The 14831-nt window shown below is 29.6% G+C and carries 18 protein-coding genes and 1 pseudogene; 9 read left to right on the forward strand and 10 right to left on the reverse strand.

Translation table 11 applies throughout. The features are described from left to right. Positions 1-158: 158 nt before the first annotated feature. Positions 159-1034, reverse strand: coding sequence for a metallophosphoesterase (locus KPL50_RS11060; protein WP_216298524.1), 876 nt, complete (start codon positions 1032-1034; stop codon positions 159-161). A gap of 209 nt (positions 1035-1243) precedes the next feature. Here KPL50_RS11060 and eis point away from each other — a divergent pair, with 209 nt between their 5' ends. Beyond that, complete coding sequence (eis, locus tag KPL50_RS11065; protein ID WP_216298525.1) at positions 1244-2530, forward strand: enhanced intracellular survival protein Eis; 1287 nt, start codon at positions 1244-1246, stop codon at positions 2528-2530. 61 nt (positions 2531-2591) lie between these two features. Then, complete coding sequence (locus tag KPL50_RS11070; RefSeq protein ID WP_216298526.1) at positions 2592-3074, forward strand: NUDIX hydrolase; 483 nt, start codon at positions 2592-2594, stop codon at positions 3072-3074. Between the two features lie 228 nt (positions 3075-3302). On the opposite strand, the gene KPL50_RS11075 is transcribed toward KPL50_RS11070, so the two are convergent. From KPL50_RS11075 to KPL50_RS11085, 3 genes are all read right to left on the reverse strand, one after another. Next, positions 3303-3845, reverse strand: a complete 543-nt coding sequence (locus KPL50_RS11075) for a GNAT family N-acetyltransferase (RefSeq protein WP_216298527.1) — start codon at positions 3843-3845, stop codon at positions 3303-3305. A 141-nt stretch (positions 3846-3986) separates the two neighbouring features. Beyond that, complete coding sequence (locus KPL50_RS11080) at positions 3987-4502, reverse strand: AAA family ATPase (protein ID WP_216298528.1); 516 nt, start codon at positions 4500-4502, stop codon at positions 3987-3989. 243 nt (positions 4503-4745) lie between these two features. Beyond that, positions 4746-5186: a GNAT family N-acetyltransferase gene (locus KPL50_RS11085; protein WP_216298529.1), complete on the reverse strand. Its 441-nt coding sequence runs from the start codon at positions 5184-5186 to the stop codon at positions 4746-4748. Between the two features lie 328 nt (positions 5187-5514). Here KPL50_RS11085 and KPL50_RS27890 point away from each other — a divergent pair, with 328 nt between their 5' ends. Beyond that, on the forward strand, positions 5515-5982 hold the full coding sequence (locus KPL50_RS27890) for a VanZ family protein (protein ID WP_375372917.1): 468 nt from the start codon (positions 5515-5517) through the stop codon (positions 5980-5982). A 20-nt stretch (positions 5983-6002) separates the two neighbouring features. Here KPL50_RS27890 and KPL50_RS11095 read toward each other — a convergent pair whose 3' ends face one another. Beyond that, on the reverse strand, positions 6003-6836 hold the full coding sequence (locus KPL50_RS11095; protein WP_216298531.1) for a class I SAM-dependent methyltransferase: 834 nt from the start codon (positions 6834-6836) through the stop codon (positions 6003-6005). A gap of 34 nt (positions 6837-6870) precedes the next feature. Then, positions 6871-7323, reverse strand: coding sequence for a hypothetical protein (locus tag KPL50_RS11100; protein ID WP_216298532.1), 453 nt, complete (start codon positions 7321-7323; stop codon positions 6871-6873). A gap of 570 nt (positions 7324-7893) precedes the next feature. Here KPL50_RS11100 and KPL50_RS11105 point away from each other — a divergent pair. Next, positions 7894-8207: pseudogene (locus tag KPL50_RS11105) on the forward strand (PadR family transcriptional regulator). 14 nt (positions 8208-8221) lie between these two features. Next, complete coding sequence (locus KPL50_RS11110; protein WP_216298533.1) at positions 8222-8836, forward strand: DUF2812 domain-containing protein; 615 nt, start codon at positions 8222-8224, stop codon at positions 8834-8836. A 208-nt stretch (positions 8837-9044) separates the two neighbouring features. Here KPL50_RS11110 and KPL50_RS27895 read toward each other — a convergent pair whose 3' ends face one another. The 3 genes from KPL50_RS27895 to KPL50_RS11125 form a co-directional block, all read right to left on the reverse strand. Beyond that, positions 9045-9440, reverse strand: a complete 396-nt coding sequence (locus KPL50_RS27895) for a DUF2752 domain-containing protein (protein WP_375372914.1) — start codon at positions 9438-9440, stop codon at positions 9045-9047. Next, the gene (locus KPL50_RS11120; RefSeq protein WP_216298535.1) at positions 9425-9790 is read right to left on the reverse strand and encodes a DUF4234 domain-containing protein; all 366 of its coding nucleotides are present in this window, start codon (positions 9788-9790) and stop codon (positions 9425-9427) included. Before KPL50_RS11120 ends, KPL50_RS27895 begins: the two co-directional genes overlap by 16 nt. Before the next feature lie 146 nt (positions 9791-9936). Continuing rightward, positions 9937-10650: an EcsC family protein gene (locus tag KPL50_RS11125; protein WP_216298536.1), complete on the reverse strand. Its 714-nt coding sequence runs from the start codon at positions 10648-10650 to the stop codon at positions 9937-9939. Between the two features lie 282 nt (positions 10651-10932). Between KPL50_RS11125 and KPL50_RS11130 the strand changes: the two genes are divergently transcribed. Beyond that, on the forward strand, positions 10933-11469 hold the full coding sequence (locus KPL50_RS11130) for a peroxiredoxin (RefSeq protein WP_216298537.1): 537 nt from the start codon (positions 10933-10935) through the stop codon (positions 11467-11469). Between the two features lie 162 nt (positions 11470-11631). On the opposite strand, the gene KPL50_RS27900 is transcribed toward KPL50_RS11130, so the two are convergent. Further along, entirely contained in the window at positions 11632-11739 is a 108-nt protein-coding gene (locus KPL50_RS27900; protein WP_216298538.1) for an ATP-binding protein, read from the reverse strand. 83 nt (positions 11740-11822) lie between these two features. Between KPL50_RS27900 and KPL50_RS11140 the strand changes: the two genes are divergently transcribed. The 3 genes from KPL50_RS11140 to KPL50_RS11150 all read left to right on the forward strand — a co-directional run bounded on the left by KPL50_RS11140 (position 11823) and on the right by KPL50_RS11150 (position 14590). Then, positions 11823-11975 (forward strand): hypothetical protein, encoded by a 153-nt coding sequence (locus tag KPL50_RS11140; protein ID WP_216298539.1) that lies wholly within the window; start codon positions 11823-11825, stop codon positions 11973-11975. Between the two features lie 165 nt (positions 11976-12140). Then, complete coding sequence (locus KPL50_RS11145; RefSeq protein WP_216298540.1) at positions 12141-12950, forward strand: MerR family transcriptional regulator; 810 nt, start codon at positions 12141-12143, stop codon at positions 12948-12950. Between the two features lie 305 nt (positions 12951-13255). After that, positions 13256-14590, forward strand: coding sequence for an MATE family efflux transporter (locus tag KPL50_RS11150; RefSeq protein ID WP_216298541.1), 1335 nt, complete (start codon positions 13256-13258; stop codon positions 14588-14590). Positions 14591-14831: the final 241 nt, after the last annotated feature.

Consider the following 14831-nt stretch of genomic DNA (forward strand, 5'->3'; position numbering starts at 1 on the left):
AGGACAATAGTTGAATTTCATAAAATATCTCCTTACCATTATTTTGCACAGATTATTTCTATATTTTCATATAAATTATGTAATGAATTTCAGTTCATTTATTATAAAGTATATTTCTTCCCAGCTATAAAACCTAACTATATATTAAAATTGTTCTTTTAATCCTCACCTAATTTTAGTGTAACTGATACAATTTCAGGTCTATTAAATATCCTCTGAGGAACAATGCTATTACCAAGGCCTCGGCTTACCACCATAACAGTATTGTTCTTTTTATACATACCTTTATAATATTTGGGCCAAAAGCCTTGATTTGGTGCAATAATTCCACCTAAAAGAGGTAAAATAACTTGTCCACCATGAGCATGTCCTGTAAAAGCTAAATCTATATTATTATGAACATAAAGCTCAAAAAGCTCAGGCCTGTGAGAAAGAAGTATTTTAAATCTTTTTTCATTATTAACATCAAATAATTCTTTTTTCATGATATCTAAATTCATATAATCTTCAGAATGATCGGTTGTATTAAAGGCAGGGTCATCAACCCCTAAGATAAAAATTTTTTCGTTATTTTTTTCATAATATAGTGATTCATTTCTTAAAACTATTACTTCTTTTTCTTTAAGTTTTTTTTCTAGAGATTCAAATTTTCCAGACCACCCTTCATGGTTTCCATTAACATAGAATATGGGTGCTATAGAATTTATTTTATCAATAAAAGATAGTGCATTTTCCTCATTATATTTTCGTTTATCCACTAAATCACCTGTAATAACTATAATATCAGGCTTTTGTGATTTGATTTTTTTCACAAGAGTATTATTGTCTTTATAAAAAATTTTGTTATGTAAATCTGAAATTTGGACTATCTTAAAGTTATTAAAGGATTTTGGAAGCTCGTTACTTTTTACATTATATTTAGAGATTACTATATTATTATTCTCAAAATATGAAAAGCAAATTATAAATATAATAATAAAAATGAATATAATATATTTTTTACCTAAACACTTTTTAACCATACAAATTATCATTTCCTTTCATAATTACTAGAACTATAAATTCAATATGAGATAAACTAAGCAAGATCTACCTGGCTCTAACTTCCTATTCAACAATCATATGCTCCTTTTATTATACAGTAAATCTTTAACAATAAACTACATATTGTATATATATTTACTTTTACTTATATTTCATACATAATAAACTTATGTTTTACAAATCAAGGAGGTGCCAATAGATGTATTCCATAAAGAAACTAGACAATGCACAAATAATCGACTTAGCTAAAATACGTACTAATTCCTTCACTGCAATTTCTCTCCCACTTGAAAAACATGCCGAAATAATGAATATTCAAAATGAATATGACTTTATCAATTTCTATGGTTTATTTAATGAGGAAAATCTTATAGGTGGAATGAGATTACATGATTTTAAAATGAATTTACTTAATCAGAAAGTCTTTGCTGGTGGAGTTGGCTCCGTTGCTGTAGATTTACTTCACAAAAAAGAAAAGGTTGCTTTAGAAATCATTAAATTCTTTATTTATCATTATAAAGAAAGAGGGGCATCCATGGCTTTACTGTATCCTTTTAGACCTGACTTTTATAAAAAAATGGGATTTGGTTTTGGTACAACCCTTAATCAGTTTAAAATTAAACCTTGTGATCTTCCAAAAGGAAATTCTAAGAAAAACATTAAGTTCTTAAATAAAGATGATGCTGAAGAGATGTGCAAATTTTACAACAGCATTGTAAATAAAACTAATGGTCTAATGGAAAAATCGCCAAAAGAATTTAATAACCTTTTCAACTTTGAATCCAACAAAATTGTAGGATTCAAAGTAGGTAATACAATTTTAGGCTATTTGATTTTCCACTTTCGAAAGGGAGAAACAGGCTCCTTCCTTGTAAATGATATTTTTGTATCTCAAATGCTATTTGAAAATTCTGTAGTTTTCCTAGAGCTCATGACTTTCTTAAATACTCAAAGTGATCAAATAAGATATATAATAATAAACACCCAAGATGAAAACTTTAGATTTGCTTTAACTGACCCAAGAAATAATTCTGATAGACTTTTGGTGTCTCTATATCATGAATACAGTACCCAGGGAACTGGTATAATGTATAGAGTTATTAATATTCCAAAGCTTTTTGAAGATTTAAAAGATCATAACTTTAATAATATAAGCTGTAATTTAAAGCTTTCTATACTAGACATCTTGATTTCTGAGAACGTAGCTAGTTATGTAATCCATTTTAATAATGGTAATTCTTCACTAGTTGAAAATGCTGATTACGATGTGGAGTTGACTATGGATATTGCTGATTTTTCTTCATTGATTACTTGTGCCGTTGACTTAAAATCTTTGTATAGATATGGACGTGTACAGTTATCTGATGAATGCTATTTAAATACCTTGAATGTACTTTTTTCATCTGATGAAAAGCCATTGTGTATGTTGATTTTTAAATACAAAAAAGGTGCGAATCCAGTAAATTATCTCACCTTTTATTGTTAAACTAGAATATAAGAATACTATATAGTAATAAATTTTAGATATATAAAGGAGATTTTTGATTATGGATATTTCATTTAAAACTGATGAGGGCAGGTTCAATTATAGAGTAGCAGGTATTATAATTTACGATAATAAATTATTGGTTATGAAAGACGAACATTCACCGTATTACTATATTCCGGGTGGTCGAGTTACTATGAATGAATTAAGTGAAGTGGCAATTATTAGAGAAATAAAAGAAGAATTAAATACTGAAGTAAAGGTTAATCGCATGCTGTGGATCAATGAAAATTTATTCCACGAAGAATATTTTGATGAGAACTTTCACGAAGTATGTTTTTATTATTTATTAGATATGATTGATGACAAATTAATAAATAAAGAAAGTGAGTTTGTACATAAAGATAATGAACAACATAATCTTACTTTTTACTGGAAAGATATAGACAAAATTAAAGATTTAAATATATATCCATTGTTTGTAAAAAATAGTATTTTGCAATTACCACAAGTAATAGAGCATGTGCTAGAAAAGAACATTTAAGTTTTGCTACTTATATAAAAGAAAGTTTTACATCACTGAAAGTAGTGAAACATCACCTTAGAAACCATGTAAATAGCAACATAATAATAAGGTTACGGTCTACGCGTCTCCTTATTATTATTCAAAGCATTTTTTCCGTATACCATAATTATTAAGTTTTTAAGCCTTTTTATCTTACTCTCAACTACATCTCAGATGATTATTTAATTAACTAGTTTGAACCGTTCTTTAAAAGCCACTCTTGACCTTCTCCATTACAATAAATTTAAAATTTTCATCTTCAATATACTCGTCGCATCTTTTAAAATCCAGCTTCTCAAATAATCTCAAAGCCGGCTTGTTACATTCACCAGTTTCAATATATATTCTGTCAATATCCATATTATTGAATATATAATAAACTGCTATCTTTACCGAAGTATAAGCAATCCCTTTATTCCAGTATCTTTTATCACCTATCGTAACTCCCATTTCCCCTTGCTTTTTAAGCTTATCTATACTAAAAAAATTAACAAAACCTATAGCATTATCTTCATAATCTGTAATTATAAAATATTTATATTCTATATCCTGAATGTTTTCGCTCATTATTTCAGTGTCAAACCTACGACAATAATTTATACATTCTTCAATTAACTCTTTGCTGTTATTAGGTATTGGTCTTGGATCATGCTTGTTTAGTTCTTTATCAATTTGCCATGAAAATAAGTTAATTACATCACTTGAACCGATATCTCTTATTACAATTTCGTTGTTTTGATAATAAATCATTATAATCCCCCCTAATATACTATTAAAATCCAATCAACCAATTTTTCCTTATCTAATACAGCATAGACATATAAATGCGGATTTGAAATTGCATAATATACCTCACTGTTTGATTATCTACTTTTACAATTTTATATTCTTTCATTTTATTTCACCCTTCTCTATTAACTTAATTATCTCAATAGCTGTTTGGTTAGGTACAATATCACTTACATCAATTTTGACTGTATCCATATTGTTATATAAATCCAGCCTTTGTAGGCTTCTATCAATTACATCAGCTTTTCTAATACCATTTTGCACATCAACTACCAATCTGTTTTTAAGAGCCGTTTCGGAGCAAATTAAAGAAATTTTATAAAGCTCAAAATCACAATTTTTTAATGGTTCCAAAAGCTGCCTAAATATATATTCTTCATGGATTACCCAGCAAAATATGATATACTCATAACCCGAGTTATCCAAATATGACTTTAGTAGGTGTGTAATATTATTTATAACCATTTTTTTATTTTCTTCTGAAACCACGAATGGATTCATATTCCAACACCAATCACCATCTAAATAAACGCTTGGCTTTAGTGTTTCAAGTAATATATTGCACACTGTACTTTTACCTATACCCATTGTTCCGTTAATAATAATTAACTTTTTCACACAGACACCACCTCGGTAGATATATTTATAATAGAATCTTTTGCTGCTATACTAATTTTCATATTTATTATCCTCACCTATTTTTTATTGTTCAATTTGTTCTATACACTCTTAACTCGCTTGTAATAGTTAAATTGCCCTGAGGCAGTACTGTCGCATTAAGTTCCTCAATATTAATTTTTTCAAATAAATTTTTAATTAAACCTTGCCATGCTTGCGAGGTATAACCTTTACCTCTAATGTTTATATATCCTTACCCATAATAGCCATGCTATTCCATTCAGCGAAATTATTTTTCAAATAAAACTTACTTGTTTTGTTTCCTTTTGAAGTAAATAGAATAATAGTAGTTACACCCATCCCTTTTAATCGTTCTTCCAATTCATTGATCAGTTTACTGCCTATTCCTTGTCCCTGCAACTCATTAGAAATAAACATTTCTCTTAAATTGTAATGGATTCCATCATAGAATTGTTCATAGTTGCCGAAAATAGCACCTTTTACTTGCCCGCCTTCAACATATAAAGCACCTTCGAAATTGGGAGAAATATAAATATCATTCAATCTTTTATGAGCAGTTTCTAATGTCCATTTATCATTCCAAGGTTCAGCATTAAACACTTTTATATAAAGTTCCGAGCATTTCAATATATCTTGATCTTTTATACTAATAATATTATTCATAAATAATTCCCCTCTTCAATTCCTTTTGCAATTTTGACTACTTCATTACAACTTTCAAAAGCATCTAATTAAAACTTACAATTATAATTCTATGATTACTAGTAAATCCTGATTTTTCTAATGTTTTCTTAGATGCTGTATTTTTATAGTCAGTAAGTAATTTCTATTTTAATTATAAAATATTATAATATCAATGTAAAAAATAACTATAACCATTTTTTCCTTTTTATCATAAATATTGAAACCCATGTTAATATTCTGTATAATTGAATAAAGACACAATGATAAAATTTTCATTTAAATTATTAAATTATAGGAGTAATATATGATGCTAAAACAAATTAGGAATTTATCACATGGAAAAAAAGAAAAAATACTTATAGGGTTATATATACTTTTCTTCATGTATTTATGCTTAATGATTTGGGAGGTATTTATTGGTCCCTATCGTAGTTATAGTGATGTGCGGAGATATAATCTTTATCCATTTAAGACGATTATGGAATTTCTTTTAAATACAACTAAATATAATTTTCGAGTAATATTTATAAACCTTGCAGCAAACATTATTACCTTTATACCCTTAGGCTTTTTTATATCATTATTATTTAGACGATCTTGCAAGTTAATCAATATAACATTATCCTGCATGCTTATCATAATTTGTATTGAGCTGGGTCAGTTTATTCTAAATGTGGGTGTTTTAGATATTGATGATATTATTTTAAATACATTAGGTTGTGTTTTAGGTTTTATGATTTACAAAGTTATTCTTATCCTCTTCCCGCACAAATAGCTCCTAATAACTTCCCTTTTTCATTTTTCTCCAAATGCATATATCACCGGCATATTAAATTGAAATCCATCTATATTTTTATATTTTTCAAGTCCATTAAATACCTCTACTTTAAACTTTTTAAATTTATCATCACCCAGCTCTTCTATTCCTTCAAAAACTGCTCTTACTGCATTAGAGCACATTTCTTCCCACCACTGTTCTTTTGTTGTATAAATTACATCTGCATTTTCCTTATAAACCTTAACATTTCTTAAACCTGCATTTTCTAATATTTTTCTCACATCGTTTGCTGTATCAAATTTGGGAAGATCTGATTTTTTATTGTTATTTTGATTTGAAGAACCTATAAGTAAAAATTTGTTAACTATCTCTGTTAGCCACTTTTGGTCTTCTTGTATCTCCCATATACTAAATCCTACTTGTCCATCTTTTTTAAGTACTCTTAATATTTCCGTTAATTTGCTATCACTATATAAAAGATACCCCATTCCAAACCCACAAATAACATTGTCAAAAAAATTTTCATCAAATTCTAAGGTTTGTGCATTCATCTTTATTACTTTGGCATTATATATTTTTTGCTTCACAATATCCTTATGTGTTTCACTTACCATAACTTCTGAAGCGTCTATGCCTACAGCATAGCCTTCTTCTCCTATTTTATTTATTGCAGGAAATAATGAAGCTCCCCTCCCCACTCCAATATCTAATATTTTTTCACCTTTGTTAATCCTTGAAAGCTCAACTAATCTGCTACCAAATTTCTGCCAATAACCAGGTCCAATTTTACCAAATGTAGGTGCAACCTTGTCCCATACGTTCATAAGCTTTTGTTTTTCTTTATTAATCATATAATCTCCTTTCATCTGTTTATTATAAAGCCCGTTACTTATCTATTATTTTCAATGTCTTTAATACTTCTTTTAGTTCTCCCTTCATCTTTAAAAAAGTATTAAATTCAGGATGGTTTTCGGGAAAATTTACATCTGTTGGTCCGCCTATAACATAAGTAGCACCTTTTGCTTCAAAATATCGTTGGTCACAAACTGCATCAAGACTATCTTCATACAAATTAGCTGAGTTCTTATTAATGAAGGTAAATAATTTACCGTAACCACCTTCTGCTTTTTCCTTTGGTTTAAAATACACAGTTATCCCCATATCATTTTCTTCAATCTTATATTTATCTTTCCAAGTTTCTGGGAAAACAACTGAAAACCCAAGTTTATCACTCTTAAACATTTCCGGTTTATTACTATCATTCACTTTATTTGAACATCCCACTAATAAAACCAATAGTGACAGAATTGTTAAACAACATAATAATGTTTTTTTCATGTTTTCCTCCAATCATTTTTAATTTTTATAGAAATTTAAAATAACTGTAATTTACAGCTTTGCGTTTTACATAAAATATAAAATGGGCTAAGCTGTATATCATAAAAACCCATCTAACCCTTATTATAGCTGCCTTTTTCGATTTGTCAATATTTGTTTATTTTAAATGTAATTGTGCAAAGCCTTAAAATGTTCAAAAATATTTCAGTCTATCCCCTAAAGTTTTGATCTAATAGAAACCAAAAGAAGGAGTTGAATAATTTATTCAACTCCTTACTACATTCATAAACAATTTAAATATTCTTGGTAATAATGCCTTATGATTAAATATCATTGGCGCTTCATTTGGAAATAAAATACTCATTATAATGTCCTCATACGATAGGCTTGAACAGCAGTTTCGCTAGGTCCATATAATCTCTATACTCTTGCTGATATGCTTCACAATATTAGTTTTATTACATGATTCGTTATAATTTTTTTTTAGTATTGACATATACAGTTAAACTGTATACAATAATACTATATAGTTAAACTGTATAGTTATAAACTGAGTAGTTGTAGGCAATTATGAATAAAGATAAAAATTTACCACTAACAGAAACCACATATTATATTCTTTTAGCCTTATTAAAACCTGCTCATGGATATCTTATCATGCAAAAGGTTGAAGAATTAAGTGGTCAGCAAGTTAGAATAGCGGCAGGAACACTTTATGGTGCTATTGAGAATTTGCTGAAACAAAAATTGATACAATCGGTGAAGAGCGAAGATAAGCGACAAAAAGTTTATGTTATTACTGAAGAAGAAAATAATTTTTACGCTTAGACCTTGAAAGAATGCAGCATATGATTAGGATAACAGAATATCAATTAGAATTATAATTGGGGGGATTAGGATGATAAAATTCAAGTTTTTTATTAATTATGATAAAGAAGAGAAATGGTTAAATGAGATGGCTAAAAAGGGCTATGAGTTAGAATATATGTATTTTGGGTATAAATTCCGATCTATAAAACCAGAAAATGCAACAGTTAGAATTGATTATCGAGTTTTTAAGAAAAAAGAGGATTTCATTGAGTACTGCTTTCTATTTGAAGATAGTGGTTGGAAACACATAGCGGGTAGTAAAAAATCTGGAAATCAATATTTCAAAAAAAATGATGAAAACAGCCAAGAGGACATCTTCTCAGATGGTATCTCTAGAGCAGGAAAATATAAAAGATTGTCTGATATGTTGATGCTTCCCTCAGTAACTTCTTTAGTACTGTCTGCCATATATATAACAGGGGGCCAACTTAATGTTAAATCACTGCTTAATCCTAAATTACTGTATCTTACCCCAGGATTATGGGAAAGGACGGGTCTAGCATTTTGGAGCGATTTCTTATTAGAAACACCCTTTGTATTTATTAGAGGTTCTATATGGTTAATACCTCTAATACTGATTCTATCTGTTTGCTTATTAATTAAATCTAGAATATTATATAGCAAAGAAAAAAAGTCTAGTTGAATATTATGAGATTAATACTTTATCTTCCTTTTACATATTTATTATAAAACCCATCTATCCCTTATTATAGCTGATCTCTGTACTATGTCAATATTTGTCAGATTACAGTGTCAACTCTGAAAAGCCTTGGAAACACTAAAAAATTTTCCACTCCATCCCCAGTTTTTTTGAGCTAATAGAAGCCAAAATAAGGAGTTGAATAATTTATTCAACTCCTTACTACATTGATAAACATTTTAAATATTCTTGGTAATAACGCCTTATGATTAAAGATCATTGGCGCTTCATTTGGAAATAAAACAATCATCCTATATACATATACCACTAAAAAAAGTACTAACAAATGATATTTATATTTATATAGAATATTCATTTTTCTTATTAAGAACAATATAACAATTATAACTGGTATAAAAAATAATGGGTGCATATGAAACGCTCCCACTAAATCTCCCTTAAATAACAACTTATACGCTCTAGTCATTCCGCATGAAGGACATGGCATACCCGAAATCCCACGGATAAAGCATATTGTAGATGTAAAAAAAGAGTTAAGTTTTATACCAAAATATAAAATAATTAAAAATATTATATAGTTCCCCATACCTTATTCAAGTTTGATTGGATTATAGCCGAAGCTACAATAGAAAATCCAAAAACAGATAAAAGATGATAAAGTATAGAATCATCATTACCGTTACTATTTTCAATACTCTTACCCAAAGCTCCACATTGAGCAGTTTGAAGTTTTTTACCCATATTGTAATACCAATATAAAGCATAAATTCCACAAGTAATACTACTAAAAACTAAAACCATTCCACCGCTAGTATCTTCTTCACTTAAATATTGGTTTAATTCATTAGTGGTAACATACATCCAATACATATGCTGTTGTTGTCTGCATTTTGCCCTTATAAAATCGATTAAATATATGCGGAAAATTCCTGCCATTACTTTTTATCTTATATTTCTATTATATATTTTAAACAGGGATTCAACCATCTAACTTCATTACACTTTCTTTACATTTTTGTAATACTCGCAGCAAAAAAAAGAGAGCATAGTATACACTCTTTTCATTATTAAAAATAATTTCATTATAATATCCTCATACGATAAGCTTGAACAGCAGTTTCGCTAAGCTTGTCAATAAATTTAGTATTAACATAAGCTCCTACAAACGCCCCTATTCCAGGAACCAGCTGTAATAGTTTTGCTAAATCAATATAATCTCTATACTCTTGCTGAAATGCTCTCCAATCAAAAGAATTAATATCTTTAGGTAATGTACTATAATATTCTTCAAAATTTTCCATCCTATCAAACACTTCATTTACATTACTCTTACTAGAAAAAGCAAGTTGAAATACATATAATATATAAATTCTTTCTTTATAATCATTAACATCAAATCCATAAATTGCAGCAATGTCATAAAGAAATTTAATTTTTATACTTAAAAGTAAAGGTAAGTCTGCAAGTGCCAAAAGGAATCCACCTGCGCCTGTTCCTGCACCCTCTATCATAGCAGTAGTTTTATATGTCTTAGTTTTTTGTGCAACTAATTCTTCTCTTTCTTGAAGAGATAGATTTATATAGGGCTCCTTAGTAATGTACTTGGAACCAACTAAAACTACTTTAATCATGTTTTTTATAGCTGAGGTTATTATTTCATGATATTTTTTAGGTAACATTCCATTAAATTTGTTTTGAATACCCTTTGATGCCTTTTCAACTAAGGTCGGTTTTTTACTCATTTCCACCTTCCATTTATTCAGTTCTGCCAAAGCCATTTCATTATAAGAATACATTAAAATCACCTGCCTCAATTTATTATATATTTAAAATAGGCTTTAAACAACACCTATTACCCTTCTCTATCCTTGATTTAATTATTTTAACTTCCATTTATAACCTAATTTCCAAATTGTTTTTATCTTTTAAATTGATTTACAGAATTATAATTTGTGTGTGGTGTTGACATGATAATATTTAGGTAGTACAATCTATTAAAAGACATTTATTATTAAAAGATATTAAATATCGTTCGTCAAATAGAAACTTATGAATATTATAATTTAGGAGGTATCAGTATGGAAAGATTAGTTGGGACATCAGCTCCCTATTTTAAAATGAACGCAGTAAAAGGTGATGGAAGCGATTTTGTAGAAGTAAAATTGGAGGATTATAAAGGAAAGTGGCTTGTGATGTTCTTTTACCCTTTAGATTTTACATTTGTATGTCCTACAGAGATAACTGCTTTTAGTAAGAAGTATGATGAATTTAAGAAGGAGGATACAGAATTATTAGCGGTAAGTTGTGATAGTCAACATGCACATAAATCTTGGATAAAGCAAAACTCAAATGATGGTGGTTTGGGAAGAATCACTTTCCCTATGGCTTCTGATTTAACAAAAGAAACTTCAAGAAATTATGGTGTATTAATTGAAGAAGAAGGAATTTCTTTGAGAGGATTATTTATAATAGATCCTAATGGGATCGTTAAATATTCTGTTATTCACGATTTAAATGTAGGAAGAAGTGTTGATGAAACCTTGCGTGTCCTTAAAGCGTTAAAAACAGGGGGATTATGTGCTATAGACTGGCAAGAAGGAGATAACACGCTATAACTCCACATAAATATAGAGTATAAAAAATCAAATATTAGAATATATTTTGATTTAATCTGTATTACTATATATTTAATATACTTAGGCACATGAGCTACAGACATAAACTTTATGTCTGTAGCTTTTATTTTTCCCAAAACTTACTTTCCCTCGCAAGTGTCGTTAAATCAAAATACTAAAAGTAACCTCCGTACCATGCTGCGAGGAGCTTTTAATCTCAATATTCCCACCATGCTTTTCTACTATATATTTTGCAATGGAAAATCCCAAGCCTGAGCATTGGTTACCTAAATGCAGAACTTAACTCTGGTAGATACTTTAAAAAAGGGCAAGAACCATTAAAAATTTTAACCATGAGTAATACCAAAGAAACTATTGTTACGATGGGTGGATTAAGAATTGTACCAGATATTGAGATCGATAAGTTCTCTATGAATGACGCAGCAGCTCTAATTTTGACTCATAATACAAAATACTTCATTGAAATAATGCATTTAATTAAATAATAGTGACATATGATATATACTGATATACTTTACCTGTAAGTTAATTCACACTCGTAAACAAACGAAGTAAATTTATTTACATAATAATAATAATATAAAAATACCTATTGACACTCCCTTTAGAGGATACTGTAATCTTAATTTACAAGGAAAGGAGATGTGAATATGTTTCGAATAGGCGAATTTTCCAAACTTACGAAAACTACAGTAAAAGCATTAAGGTATTATGATGAAATTGATTTATTAAAACCTGAATTTGTGGATGAGGAAACAAACTATCGTTTTTATACAACGAAACAGTTAGTAAAACTTCACAAAATTCAGTCTTTTCGCCAAATTGGTTTATCAATTGATGAAATCAAGCTGATTATATCTGGACACTGCATAGAATTAATTTTGGAAAAACGAAAAAGTGAAATTGAAGATACTATCACTGAAAGTAATGCACAGCTCTCTCGAATTGAATTTATATTACAAGGGAAAGAGGATGAGTTAATTATGAATTATCAAGCGATTTTAAAAGAATTACCAGAGTGTATCGTCTATTCAAAGGTGATGACAGTGCCAAGTTATGACTCATATTTTGAGCTCATACCGGCAATCGGAGAAGAGATTACTGCGGCAAATCCTGAATTAAAATGTACTGTTCCTGAGTATTGCTTCATCAAGTATCTTGACAATGAATACAAAGATAAAGATATTAACATTGAATTCTGTGAAGCGGTAGAAAAAATGGGTAAAGAAACTGGCGATATTAAATTTAGAAAGATTGAAAGTGTATCTGCAGTTTCCGTTATGCACAAGGGAGCATATGCTGGACTTGCAAAGGCATATGCATTTGCTTTTAAGTGGAGTGAAGATAATGGATATGTTATTGTTGACAGTCCACGAGAAAACTATATCGATGGTATTTGGAATAAAGAAAATGAAGATGAATGGCTTACCGAGTTACAAATACCTTTGATAAAAAAATAATCCGCATTTGCATTTATGTCGCAACATCGTTTAGAATGTATTTCATAAACAGTTAGTTAAAGTCTGTAACCTTCCTCTGTGAATTTACTTGGTTTAAATCAATGATTTTAAAATAAATCATGCTTCAGCTCTGTAATATAACAACGACTCTTGACAAATACTTATTAATACGATATGCTTACTTTAAAAAATAAGAGCTTATGCTTATTTGCCACCGGGTAAAAAGCATATTAAAAGCGTTAGCAATTCATGCCGTTAGGTCACAGGGTATGAATCGTCTAACGCTTTTTTGTTAGGAGGAAAAAATGAGAACAAAAGCAGATGACCACATTACAAAATTATTTTTAAAATATGTGTTGTTAAATGTAATTAGTATGATAAGTCTATCATGCTACATATTGGCAGATACAATTTTCATTTCGAGAGGTATGGGTAACAATGGACTAACCGCTTTAAACTTGGTGTTACCTGTTTACAGCCTTGTAAGCGGTATTGGCTTGATGTTTGGAATGGGCGGAGCAATACGATACGCTATTCTCACTGGTGAAAATAACACTAAAAAAGGAAATGCAGTATTTTCTCAGTCAATCGCTTTGTCTATTTTGGTCGGTGTTATATTTACAATAATAGGTGGGTTTTTTTCGTCTCATATTGCAAGACTGCTGGGTGCAGATGAAACAGTATTACCATTGGCAAGCAAATATCTTCAAACCATATTGCTGTTTTCGCCAGCCTTTATCGTAAATAATGTCCTCATTTGCTTTGTGCGAAATGACAATAATCCAAAGCTGTCAATGATAGCTATGATTACAGGAAGCCTTAGCAATGTGATACTGGACTACCTGTTTATATTTCCAATGAATCTTGGTATGTTTGGTGCTGCGTTGGCCACAGGGCTTGCACCAATTATCAGTATATGTATACTATCTCTACACTTTATACAAAAACGCAATCATTTTAGGTTAATGAAAACAAGTCTGCAAATAAAGCCGACAACTCAAATTCTTTTACTTGGATTGCCCTCATTTGTTACAGAGGTATCTTCGGGATTAATTATGCTCCTATTTAATTTTAGAATCCTAAATTTAGCAGGAAATATTGGTGTTGCAGCATACGGAATTATAGCTAATCTCGCTTTAATTGCCGTAGCTATATTTACGGGTATTGCACAAGGTATTCAGCCACTCATCAGTACGAACTTTGGAGCAGGCAACACAGGAAATGTTAAGAAAATATTTCATTATGCAACATATCTTGCATTTGGTATTGGTCTTGTACTTTACATTTTATCTAGCATATACCCAGAAAATCTTATTGCTCTATTTAAAAAAGAACAAAACCACACATTTACCGTTATGGCAATAGAAGGAATTCGAATTTATTTTGCCTCATTCCTTTTTATGGGTTTTAATATTGTAACCGCATCATTTTTTGCATCTGCAAATCAATCTGGCAAGGCATTTACTGTTTCAATGGCAAGAGGTTTTATTGCGGTGATACCCTCTATTTTTATACTACCGTACTTCTTAAAGATGACTGGTGTTTGGTTGAGCATTCCATGTGCAGAATTAATCACGTTACTGGTAAGCATATTATTTGTTATGCATTATTTTAAAGGCTTTAGCTCTAGAACCAACTGAATACTTTTATCACACTCTCTGTCAGCTATTAAAATAGTCGACCTTAGAAAAGTCATTTATTTTCAAAGCAGTACGTCTCTAATCATTGAGATATCCAAAGCCAATTTATTCACATGAAACAGCTCTGTTTATACATGGGTTATCTGATAGAACTCCCTTTGAATTTTTGGCAACAAGAAATTGAGTAAATAATGCTCTTATTAAGCGGTACAACTATTAGAACCCAGAAATCACGCTATAT

The sequence above is a fragment of the Clostridium sp. CF012 genome (assembly GCF_018861755.1).
Lineage (GTDB): Bacteria > Bacillota > Clostridia > Clostridiales > Clostridiaceae > Clostridium_AD.

Excerpts from the sequence above, each read along its gene's own strand:
- KPL50_RS11145 (WP_216298540.1), top strand. The coding sequence starts at position 12,141 with ATGTTTCGAATAGGCGAATTTTCCAAACTTACGAAAACTACAGTAAAA.
- KPL50_RS11100 (WP_216298532.1), bottom strand. The coding sequence starts at position 7,323 with ATGAAAAAAACATTATTATGTTGTTTAACAATTCTGTCACTATTGGTT.
- eis (WP_216298525.1), top strand. The coding sequence starts at position 1,244 with ATGTATTCCATAAAGAAACTAGACAATGCACAAATAATCGACTTAGCT.
- KPL50_RS11140 (WP_216298539.1), top strand. The coding sequence starts at position 11,823 with ATGAGTAATACCAAAGAAACTATTGTTACGATGGGTGGATTAAGAATT.
- KPL50_RS11070 (WP_216298526.1), top strand. The coding sequence starts at position 2,592 with ATGGATATTTCATTTAAAACTGATGAGGGCAGGTTCAATTATAGAGTA.
- KPL50_RS11120 (WP_216298535.1), bottom strand. The coding sequence starts at position 9,790 with ATGGCAGGAATTTTCCGCATATATTTAATCGATTTTATAAGGGCAAAA.
- KPL50_RS11130 (WP_216298537.1), top strand. The coding sequence starts at position 10,933 with ATGGAAAGATTAGTTGGGACATCAGCTCCCTATTTTAAAATGAACGCA.
- KPL50_RS11150 (WP_216298541.1), top strand. The coding sequence starts at position 13,256 with ATGAGAACAAAAGCAGATGACCACATTACAAAATTATTTTTAAAATAT.
- KPL50_RS11075 (WP_216298527.1), bottom strand. The coding sequence starts at position 3,845 with ATGATTTATTATCAAAACAACGAAATTGTAATAAGAGATATCGGTTCA.
- KPL50_RS11095 (WP_216298531.1), bottom strand. The coding sequence starts at position 6,836 with ATGATTAATAAAGAAAAACAAAAGCTTATGAACGTATGGGACAAGGTT.
- KPL50_RS11110 (WP_216298533.1), top strand. The coding sequence starts at position 8,222 with ATGATAAAATTCAAGTTTTTTATTAATTATGATAAAGAAGAGAAATGG.
- KPL50_RS11125 (WP_216298536.1), bottom strand. The coding sequence starts at position 10,650 with ATGTATTCTTATAATGAAATGGCTTTGGCAGAACTGAATAAATGGAAG.
- KPL50_RS11060 (WP_216298524.1), bottom strand. The coding sequence starts at position 1,034 with ATGATAATTTGTATGGTTAAAAAGTGTTTAGGTAAAAAATATATTATA.
- KPL50_RS27890 (WP_375372917.1), top strand. The coding sequence starts at position 5,515 with ATGCTAAAACAAATTAGGAATTTATCACATGGAAAAAAAGAAAAAATA.
- KPL50_RS27895 (WP_375372914.1), bottom strand. The coding sequence starts at position 9,440 with ATGGGGAACTATATAATATTTTTAATTATTTTATATTTTGGTATAAAA.
- KPL50_RS11085 (WP_216298529.1), bottom strand. The coding sequence starts at position 5,186 with ATGAATAATATTATTAGTATAAAAGATCAAGATATATTGAAATGCTCG.